Below are 7,278 nucleotides of genomic sequence, written 5' to 3'. Positions count from 1 at the left end.
GCCGCGGCCCCGTCGAGCGACGCGGTGCAGGAGGTGCGGCTCGCGAACAATTCCTCGACCGGCAGCACGGGCGGAAACGACTGGGGCGTGCAGATCGGGGCGTTCCGCGCCAAGGGCGATGCGGAGCGCCAGCTCCTGACCACGGCGCTCAAGGACGTGCCGCAGCTGACCGGCGGGCTGCGGCGGGTGGAGGCGGCCAAGGTTCAGGGATCGACCGTCTTTCGCGCCCAGTTCGTGGGGCTCAGCCAGGCCGAGGCCATCGGCGCCTGCGAGACCCTCGCCCGCATGCAGACGGATTGCCTGCCGCTCGCGCCGGGCGTCTGAACCGGCGCGCTGCGCGATCAGGCCGCGACGGAAACCGGGGGCAGATCGAGCGCCCGCATGAGGTCGCGGACCTCCTGACGGGCGGCGATGTTGGACATGGTCATGGCCGCGGGATCGTCGGGGCGCAGGTCCAGGAGCGTCAGGCCCGACAGGAACAATTCCCGGAAGACCACCCGCTCGGAGAATCCGGGCACGAGGCGGAAGCCGATCCGGCGCGCCAGATCCTCCAGCGCCGAGCCGACCCGGCGCTTGTTGCGCGCGTCGATGTTCGCCATGCGATTGCGCAGCACCACCCAGTCCATCGGGCGGCGCCCGGTCGAGGCACGGGCCTGGCGCGCCTTCCAGACCATCTCGGAATAGACCGAAGGGCCCTTGACCCGGCCGGTTTCCGGATCGAGCCGCGCGAGCATGTCGAAATCGACCAGGCTGTCGTTCATCGGGGTGATCAGCACGTCGGCGGCCGCATGGGCGAGCCCGGAATAGGAGCTGTGCGATCCGGGGCAGTCCACGACGATGTAGTCGCAGTCGCGCGAGAGATCCGCGATCGCGGCACCGAACCGGGAGCGTTCCTCGGCCTCGGCTTCGAGGCGGCTGTCGCAGAGACTCGCCTCGAGCCGCAGCCGGCGCGGCATCGGCAGCAGGATGTCGTGCCGGCGCATGTAGTCGGTCCGGTTCTCGAGATAGCGGAAGAGGCTCGTCTGGCGGAGGTCGAGGTCGAGCGCGCCGACGCTGTGGCCTGCGCGCGTAAGCGCCGTGACCAGATGCATTGCCGTGGTGGACTTGCCCGAGCCACCCTTCTCGTTTCCCAGTACGACGAGCTGCGCCATCCGCCTGACCTGGCCTCCCGGAAACCAAATGCCGTGCCCCGATGCGGGCATGCTACCAAACCTAGAGGATGTCGCCGATTCTCGGAAGAGAAATCGGCTTGGTCATCTTCGGGTTGCAGCCGCGCCACCGGCCTTGCCACAGCGGATGACTTTTTTGCGGCAAGGGGGTTAATCCATCTGGCTTTTCAACCTGAAGTTGTGTCAATCTGCCCGCGGCAAAGGGTCGCCGGCAACGACGCGGCAAGCACGGGATGAAACATTGCCCCCGGACGAAGATCAACCGATTCACGAAGACGGCGCGGCAGCGATGGATGCGGAAATGCCCCCTCCGGGCGTGACGGCGGCCGAGGCCGAGCATGTGGCCCGGGTGCTGCGCGCAACCCTGATGATCTTCGCGCAGGGCATGGCCGGGGCGCCGAGCCATTGGGCGCGCAGCGCGCTGGCCCTTGAACTCGACGATGCGCGCGGACGGCTCGCCGGCTACGAGCGCTTCGCGATCGAGCTGCGCCCCCTGGCCCCGCCCGAGCCGGAGGCCAATGTCCTGCATCTGGAGGTGGAGCGGACGGCGATCGAACGGCGGCGCGCCCGGACGAAGCTGCGGGCGCGCGACCTGAGCTAGAACCGCGTCAACGCGGCCCCGGGCTTCAGAAGCCCAGGCCCTCGTATTTCTTCTTGAACTTGGAGACCCGGCCGCCGGTGTCGAGCAGCTTGGCGGAGCCGCCCGTCCAGGCAGGATGCGCCGAAGGATCGATTTCGAGCGTCAGCGTCGCCCCTTCCGATCCGTAGGTCGAGCGCGTCTGGTAGGAGCTGCCGTCGATCAGCTTGACCTCGATGAAATGATAGTCGGGATGGATGTCCTTCTTCATCGGGCCTCTCCTCAGGCGCGCGGCGCGGCGTCGGATCCGGCCTTCTCGCGGTAGTTGGTCTTTTCGGCGATGCGGGCGGATTTGCCGCGGCGGTCGCGCAGGTAATAGAGCTTGGCCCGGCGGACCTGGCCGCGCCGCACCACCACGATCGAATCGATGTTCGGGGAATGCAGCGGGAAGACGCGCTCGACGCCCTCGCCGAAGGAGATCTTGCGCACGGTGAAGCTCGCGCCGATGCCGGAGCCGCCGTTGCGTCCGATGCAGACGCCCTCGTAGGCCTGCACGCGGGCCCGGCTGCCCTCGGTCACCTTGTAGCCGACGCGAACCGTGTCGCCGGCGGCGAAATCGGGAATGGTCTTGCCGAGCGCCTTGATCTGCTCGGCCTCGAGCTCTGCGATGAGATTCATCGGTCGTCGTCCTTCTTGTTCTCGCCTGTCGCGGCGATGGTATGCGCGTCCGAGAGCTCTGCCGCTCCTTCCGGGTCCTCGTCTGCGGGTGCTCCCGCATAGGCCCGCCAGAGGTCGGGACGACGTTCCTTGGTCAGCCTCTCCGCCTGCTCGCGCCGCCAGGCGGCGATCCGCCCGTGATGTCCCGAGAGGAGAACCTCGGGGATCGCGAGCCCTTCCCAGGCGGTCGGGCGCGTGTATTGCGGGTGCTCCAGAAGTCCGTGCGAGAAACTTTCCTCGCAGAGCGAATCCGGATTGCCCAGAACGCGCCCTATAAGCCGAACGCTGGCCTCGATCAAGACCATCGCGGCGAGATCGCCGCCGGTAAGCACATAGTCCCCGATCGAGACCTCCTCGACCGCGCGGGCATCGAGGATCCGCTCGTCGATCCCCTCGAACCGGCCGCAGAGCAGGGTGACGCCCGCGCCTTCCGCCAGCCGCCGGGCCATCGCCTGGTCGAAGCGCCGGCCGCGCGGCGAGAGGGCGATCACCGGCCAGCGCTCGCGCGGCAGGCCGCTCTCCGCGGCATCGAGCGCGCGCGCCGCGATATCGGGCCGAAGCACCATGCCTGCGCCGCCGCCGGCTGGCGTATCGTCGACGGTGCGGTGACGGTCGGTGGCGAAGTCGCGCAGGCCCAGCGTCTCCAGCTGCCAGAGACCGTCCGCCAGCGCCCGCCCGATCAGCGAATGCCCCAGCGCGCCGGGATAGATCTCCGGCAGGAGCGTGATCACCCGCGCGGTCCAGGACGGGTCAGCCATCGACGTCACCGACCAAACCCGGCGGCGGGTCGGCGACGATCCGGCCCGCGGCGAGATCGACGGTGGGCACGGCCTCGCGGGTGAAGGGCAGCAGGAGTTCCGCCGCACCCGGCCGGGCGATCTCGAGGATGTCGCCGGCACCGTGGTCGGCAACCGCCCGGACCCGGCCCAGGACCGCGCCGCCGGTATCCACCACTTCGAGCCCGATCAGGTCGGCGTGATAGAACTCGTCCTCGACCAGCGGCGGCAGGTTCCCGCGCCGCGTATGGAGCCGGGTGCCCTTCAGCGCCTCCGCCGCCTCGCGGGAGGCGATGCCCGTCAGCCGCGCCGCGAAGGCTCCGGCCAGCGGCTTCAGGAGGGTGACCCCGAAGCTGCGCCCGTCCTCGGTGAGCAACGGGCCATAGCCCGCGATCGCCGCGGGATCGGCGCAGAAGGACTTGAGGCGCACCGCGCCCTGGACGCCCCAGGCCCCGGCGATCGCGCCGAGGCACACCAGATCATCCGGTGCGGGCATCCGGCGCGCGCCGGCTACTCGGCGGAAACGGCGGCCGCGGCCTTCTCCGCGCGGGCCTTGGCGCGTTCGACCGCGGCCTTGCCCGGCTCGCCGGCCTTGGGATTGGAGCGGACGGTCTTCTCGACGATGCCCGCCGCCTCGAGGAAGCGCGCGACGCGATCGGTGGTCTGGGCGCCCTGCGACAGCCAGTATTTCACCCGCTCGACGTCCATCTTCACCCGGTTCTCGTTGTCCTTGGGCAGGAGCGGGTCATAGGTGCCGAGCTTCTCGAGAAAGCGGCCGTCGCGCGCCATGCGGCTGTCGGCGGCGACGATGGAATAGTGCGGGCGTTTCTTGGACCCGCCGCGGGCGAGCCGGATCTTCATGGCCATGTGGGTTCACTCCTGTTCATGGGTCGGGTTGGGCGGTCGCCCGTTTTCGAGATGCCTCTCGTGGTGCCTGATCACTTCGGAGATGATGAAGGCCAGGAATTTCTTGGCGAAGGCCGGGTCGAGGTTGGCCTCGGCCGCCAGCCGCTCGAGCCGGGCGATCTGGTCCGCCTCGCGCGTGGGGTCGGAGGGCGGCAGGCCGTGCTCGGCCTTGAGCCGCCCGACCGCCTGCGTGTGCTTGAACCGCTCGGCGAGCGTGAAGACCAGGATCGCGTCCAGCCGGTCGATCGAATCGCGATGGCCGTGGAGCAGCTCGGCGGCGCGGCGGATGGCATCGCTCATGCCAGGGCCTCCGGCGCCGGGTGCCGAAAGACGAGGCAGTCCTTGTTTTCCGGTTGAGGCGCATTGGGGTCAAGACGCGCCCCAAGCCGCTCAGCGAGGGCGATGGACCGATGATTCGATGGATTGATATAGCTGACTATGGTGGTCCAGCCGAGATCGCCAAAGACGCACGCATGCGCCGCATGAGCGGCCTCGAAGGCGATGCCACGGCCCTCGTCGCCGTCGTCCCAGAGGGACCAGGCGAGCTCCGGCTCAGGTAGGTGCAGGGGTGCCCAGGGGCCGCACATTCCAACCGGTCGCCGAGACGCGCGCTCGATGAGCACGAACCATCCGAATCCGCGCGTTTCCCAATGGTTATGAAGCAATGCCCAAAACTCGCGCGCGGCTTGTGGCGTTCTTGCCCAGCCGAGCTTTCGGGCGCGCTCGGAGCCATAGAAAGCCAGGAAAGTTGGCCAATGCGGCTCATCCGGCCGCTCCAGGTGCAGCCTCTCGGTGGATCTGGCCCGGATCATTGGCGCACCTCCGGGGCGGGGTGCCCATGATGAAGGATGCCCGTTTCGCCTGGATAGGTGCCGGTGGTGCGGTCCTCGATCGACCGGGCGCCATAACCCTTGAGCTCCCACTGGCCGACGGCGGAAGCAAATTGCTTCCAGGCGGTCGCGCGACCGAGCGGTCCACCCTCGTGGATCGAGCGCTCGGAGGCGAAGAAGGCGGCAGAGACCGGAAAATCGCCAGCCTGGGGAGCGCGCTGCGTCAGCCGTTCGGTCGAGAGGGTGTGGATCGTTTTCATTTCTTCTTGCCCAGCCCGCTCAGCCCCGGCGGCAGGGCCATGCCGGGCGGAAGCGCGGGGCCGCCGGGAAGCCCTCCGGCACCCCCCATCGGGGCGCCCGGCATGCCGGCCGCGCCCTTGCCGAGCAATGCCCCGAGCCCCCCGCGCATCAGGCCCTTCTTGCCCATGCCGCCCATCTTCTTCATCACGTCCGCCATCTGCCGGTGCATCTTCAGCAGGCGGTTGAGCTCCTGCACCTCGAGCCCCGCGCCCGCGGCGATGCGCTTCTTGCGGCTCGCCTGCAGCAGATCCGGGGAGCGGCGCTCCTTCCTGGTCATCGAATTGATCAGCGCGATCTGGCGGCGGAGCACGGTGTCGTCGAAGCCGGCCTCGTCCATCTGCTTCTGCATCTTCGCCATGCCGGGCATCATGCCCATGAGGCCCTGCATGCCGCCCATCTTCAGCATCTGCTCGAGCTGGCCCTTGAGGTCGTTCATGTTGAACTGACCCTTCTGGAAGCGCTTCATCATGCGCTCGGCCGCCTCGGCCTCGAAGGTCTCCTGCGCCTTCTCGACCAGCGCGACGATGTCGCCCATGCCGAGGATGCGGCCAGCGACGCGCTCGGGGTGGAACTCCTCCAGCGCGTCCATCTTCTCGCCGAGCCCGACGAAGCGGATCGGCTTGCCGGTCACCGCGCGCATGGAGAGCGCGGCGCCGCCGCGCCCGTCGCCGTCCATGCGGGTGAGGACGACCCCGGAGATGCCCACCCGCCCGTCGAACTGCTCGGCGACATTGACGGCGTCCTGGCCGGTGAGCCCGTCGACCACCAGCAGCGTCTCGTGCGGCCTGGTGGCGTCGCGCACCGCGGCGACCTCGGCCATCAGCGCGTCGTCCACATGCAGCCGGCCGGCGGTGTCGAGCATGACCACGTCGTAGCCGCCGAGCGTCGCCTGCTGCTTCGCGCGCCTGGCGATGGCCACGGCATCCTGTCCCGGCACGATCGGCAGGGTGTCGACGCCCACCTGGGTGCCGAGCACGGCCAACTGCTCCATCGCCGCGGGGCGGCGGGTGTCGAGCGAGGCCATCAGGACCCGCTTGCCCTCGCGCTCCTTCAGGCGGCGGGCGAGCTTGGCGGTGGTCGTGGTCTTGCCCGAGCCCTGCAGCCCGACCATCAGGATCGGCGCCGGCGGGCTGTCGATGCGCATCGGCGCCAGCGCGCCCTCGCCGCCGAGCACATGGATCAGCTCGTCATGCACGATCTTGACGACCTGCTGGCCGGGCGTGACCGACTTGGTGACCGCCTGGCCGCGCGCCTTGTCCGCCACGCGCTTGACGAAGTCGCGCGCCACCGGCAGCGAGACATCGGCCTCGAGCAGCGCCACGCGCACCTCGCGCAGGGCGGTGGCGATGTCGTCGTCGCTGAGGGCGCCCTGGCGCGTGAGCTTGCCGAAGACGCCGGAGAGCCGGTCGCTCAGGTTCTCGAACATGCGCCTGCCCTCGCGTAACGCCTTCGGCGCCCCGCGGCGCCACCAATGACCGGATGCGCCGGTGGGCGCGACGCGCTGACCGACGGCGATCCTGCACTTTCAGGACCGGAAGAGACGACCTCTCCGGGATTCCGCGCCGCAGGTATGCGACCGGGCGGCCTGCGTCAAGGGTCGGGTCAGGTCAGGCCGCCGCGCGCGATCATCTCGGCGGCGAAATTGTCGTAGGCCGCACGCCATGCGCCCTGCAGATCCGGCGTGAAGGCCGGGCCGAGCGCCTCGCCGAGCGTGACCATCAGCGCCGAGCCCATCGGCGCGAAATGCGCCGCCCGGACGCCGATGCCGGCATGGGCCCGGGCGAGCCCTTCGAGTTCCGGCCCCAGGGCCTCCGGGTCGTCGAGAAGATCGGCGATGGTGGCGAGCGTCGACATGAAGCGCATGCCCTGATCGTCCAGATCCCCGCGGAAGAGATTGCGCAGTTCCGGCGCGATCGCGAAGAGGTTGTCGTAGAAGCTGCTCGATGCCGGCGCGATCTGCTCCCGGATCATCGGCAGGCTGTCCCGGATCTTGCGAATGTCCG

The 7,278-nt window shown here is 69.4% G+C and carries 13 protein-coding genes; 2 read left to right on the top strand and 11 right to left on the bottom strand.

Features of this window, described 5'->3' with window-relative positions:
• On the top strand, positions 1-324 hold a 324-nt coding region (locus V7050_RS16200; RefSeq protein ID WP_324410832.1), incomplete at its 5' end, for an SPOR domain-containing protein.
• Between the two features lie 17 nt (positions 325-341).
• Here V7050_RS16200 and V7050_RS16195 read toward each other — a convergent pair.
• Positions 342-1,151, bottom strand: coding sequence for a division plane positioning ATPase MipZ (locus V7050_RS16195; RefSeq protein WP_324365335.1), 810 nt, complete (start codon positions 1,149-1,151; stop codon positions 342-344).
• 319 nt (positions 1,152-1,470) lie between these two features.
• On the opposite strand from V7050_RS16195, the gene V7050_RS16190 reads away from it, so the two are divergent.
• A complete protein-coding gene (locus V7050_RS16190) occupies positions 1,471-1,770 on the top strand; it encodes a hypothetical protein (protein ID WP_324365334.1) in 300 nt (99 codons plus the stop codon).
• A 25-nt stretch (positions 1,771-1,795) separates the two neighbouring features.
• Here the strand turns inward: V7050_RS16190 and rpmE are convergent, their stop codons facing one another.
• The 10 genes from rpmE to V7050_RS16140 form a co-directional block, all read right to left on the bottom strand.
• Entirely contained in the window at positions 1,796-2,017 is a 222-nt protein-coding gene (gene rpmE / locus V7050_RS16185) for a 50S ribosomal protein L31 (RefSeq protein WP_324365333.1), read from the bottom strand.
• A gap of 11 nt (positions 2,018-2,028) precedes the next feature.
• Positions 2,029-2,424, bottom strand: a complete 396-nt coding sequence (rplS, locus tag V7050_RS16180) for a 50S ribosomal protein L19 (protein ID WP_324365332.1) — start codon at positions 2,422-2,424, stop codon at positions 2,029-2,031.
• Positions 2,421-3,221 (bottom strand): tRNA (guanosine(37)-N1)-methyltransferase TrmD, encoded by an 801-nt coding sequence (gene trmD / locus V7050_RS16175; protein WP_324365331.1) that lies wholly within the window; start codon positions 3,219-3,221, stop codon positions 2,421-2,423. The genes rplS and trmD overlap by 4 nt, the downstream gene beginning before the upstream one ends.
• Positions 3,214-3,735: a ribosome maturation factor RimM gene (gene rimM / locus V7050_RS16170; protein ID WP_324365330.1), complete on the bottom strand. Its 522-nt coding sequence runs from the start codon at positions 3,733-3,735 to the stop codon at positions 3,214-3,216. Before rimM ends, trmD begins: the two co-directional genes overlap by 8 nt.
• A 14-nt stretch (positions 3,736-3,749) precedes the next feature.
• On the bottom strand, positions 3,750-4,106 hold the full coding sequence (gene rpsP, locus V7050_RS16165; RefSeq protein WP_324365329.1) for a 30S ribosomal protein S16: 357 nt from the start codon (positions 4,104-4,106) through the stop codon (positions 3,750-3,752).
• A 6-nt stretch (positions 4,107-4,112) separates the two neighbouring features.
• Positions 4,113-4,445: a chorismate mutase gene (locus V7050_RS16160; protein WP_324365328.1), complete on the bottom strand. Its 333-nt coding sequence runs from the start codon at positions 4,443-4,445 to the stop codon at positions 4,113-4,115.
• Positions 4,442-4,957 (bottom strand): GNAT family N-acetyltransferase, encoded by a 516-nt coding sequence (locus tag V7050_RS16155; protein WP_324365327.1) that lies wholly within the window; start codon positions 4,955-4,957, stop codon positions 4,442-4,444. The genes V7050_RS16160 and V7050_RS16155 overlap by 4 nt, the downstream gene beginning before the upstream one ends.
• Entirely contained in the window at positions 4,954-5,235 is a 282-nt protein-coding gene (locus V7050_RS16150; protein WP_324365326.1) for a hypothetical protein, read from the bottom strand. The genes V7050_RS16155 and V7050_RS16150 overlap by 4 nt, the downstream gene beginning before the upstream one ends.
• Positions 5,232-6,701, bottom strand: a complete 1,470-nt coding sequence (gene ffh / locus V7050_RS16145) for a signal recognition particle protein (protein ID WP_324374053.1) — start codon at positions 6,699-6,701, stop codon at positions 5,232-5,234. The genes V7050_RS16150 and ffh overlap by 4 nt, the downstream gene beginning before the upstream one ends.
• 176 nt (positions 6,702-6,877) lie before the next feature.
• Positions 6,878-7,278, bottom strand: a 401-nt coding sequence (locus tag V7050_RS16140) for a globin domain-containing protein (protein WP_324410830.1), incomplete at its 5' end; no start/stop codon positions are given.

The organism is Amaricoccus sp., assembly GCF_036846665.1.
Lineage (GTDB): Bacteria > Pseudomonadota > Alphaproteobacteria > Rhodobacterales > Rhodobacteraceae > Amaricoccus.
This window is presented reverse-complemented; position numbering and strand designations above follow the sequence as displayed.